Here is a 1,854-nt window from a genome sequence, read left to right on the forward strand (position 1 = left end):
GGGGGCAGGCGTCATCGTCGCCTGCCGCCCCGTCGGCACCGTCGTCATCACCACCGCCGGGACCTTCGCCCTGATGTGGGCCCAGCAGACAAGCTCCGCCACCCCCACGGTCCTCCGCGGCCAGTCCACGCTCGAGCTGAGGAGGATCGCCTGATGGCCACCACGGACGACTACGGGCAGGGCGTCTCCATCGCCGCCCTCACCGACGCCCCGAACGCCGAAACCTTGGCCAAGAACATCGCCAACGCCGTAGTTGAACGCTCGAACATGCGCTTCGCGTCCGCCACGGCCCGCAACGCCGCCCTGGCCAGCCCCGTGGAGGGCATGGAGGCGTGGCTGCAAGACACCAACACCAAGACCATCTACGACGGCAGCACGTGGACCACACAGTCCAAGCTGGTCCTCGACTGGACCGCGTTCTCCTCGATCGGCACCTTCGCCGCTGGCGTCACCGCCGGCACCCCCGCGCCGCGCCTGCGGAAGATCAACGAGTTCGGCACCGAGGTGTGGGAACTCGAAGGCCGCCTCAACCTCACCTCCCTCGCCGCCGCGACCACCACCACCGTCTTCACGTTCAGCGCGAGCTACCGGCCGGCGAACACCCGCGGCTTCATGACCTACAACTCGAGCCACCACGGCACCCGCATCACGATCCCCGCCACCGGCGTCATGACTGTGTCCGTGCCCACCGAAGCCGGCTCCGCCGTCAGCAGCGTCTGGCTCGACGGCATCCGCATCACCAACCCCACGGCCTGACCCAGGCCCTCACCCCGACAGCCCCGCCTCCCGGGGCCATCACCCATGTCCGGAGACTGCATGAACCGCGCCGGCTACCGGCTCGTGACCGACCTGCCCGACGCGATGCGCCCGTGGCGGGACCGGCCCGTGCGCTGGGAGAACGCCTCCCTGACCACCGGCACGTACCACCTGGACGCCAACGGCGTGTACATGTACTACCCCGACGGAGGCTCCGTCGCCTACGACCACCCCGTCGGCCAGGCGCAGTTCGCCCTGGGCTGCCTGGCCAGCTACCGCACCGAGACCGACCCGGCCCGCCGGGACGTGTTTCTCACGCGGGCGCGGGCGCAGGCTGACCGGCTCATCGGGCAGCACGTCGAGGCGCGCGGTGGCTGGTGGTACCGCTACCCGTTCGACTACGCCAACCCGGCGCATCCCGGCGTCGACTACGAGGCGCCGTGGTACAGCGGGATGGCGCAAGGCGAGGCGCTGAGCCTGTTCGTGCAGCTCACGCAGATCGACGCCGTGCCGGCTGCGGACCGGGACCGGTATCTGGCCGCGGCCGACGCCACGTTCGCGTCGCTGCAGGCCCTCGACGACGGCTACCCGTGGGCCGTGAACATCGACTCTGCGGGCTACCTGTGGATCCAGGAGTACCCCGGCTCAGCGCCCGGCAGCGGGGACTACACGTACAACGGGATGATCTTCGCGATGTTCGGGCTGTACGACTACGCCACCCTCACCGGCAGCCAGCCCGCCGCCGAGCTGTACGACGCGTGCGCCACGACGATCGCCCGCTACTTCCCCCTGCTGCGGAACACCCGCTGGCACTCGTATTACTGCCAGACGCACAGGGTGCCTGCCCCCACCTACCACCAGCACCACATCAACCTCGTCCGGCAGATCCACTGGCAGACCGGCAGCCCCGACTACGCGGACATGACAGACAGGCTCGTCGACGACTACCCGGCGCCCGGCGTCGCCGGGACGATCGCCTTTGAGGCGGGCAGCCACGTGCTGTACCGCTTCGATACTGCGGCGTCCGGCGCCTGGGTGTCCGGCAAGAACGACGCCGAACTCGAGCGGAAGACCGTCAGCTTCGCCCAGGACACGTCC

2 protein-coding genes are annotated in these 1,854 nt (G+C 69.7%); both read left to right on the forward strand.

From position 1 onward, the window contains the following. Positions 1-153: 153 nt before the first annotated feature. Positions 154-756, forward strand: coding sequence for a hypothetical protein (locus IE109_RS32760; protein WP_189555000.1), 603 nt, complete (start codon positions 154-156; stop codon positions 754-756). 60 nt (positions 757-816) lie between these two features. Further along, positions 817-1,854: D-glucuronyl C5-epimerase family protein (locus IE109_RS32765; protein ID WP_229891882.1), on the forward strand; the 1,038-nt coding region annotated here is incomplete at its 3' end.

The organism is Streptomyces lavendofoliae (assembly GCF_014649735.1).
Taxonomy (GTDB): domain Bacteria; phylum Actinomycetota; class Actinomycetes; order Streptomycetales; family Streptomycetaceae; genus Streptomyces; species Streptomyces lavendofoliae.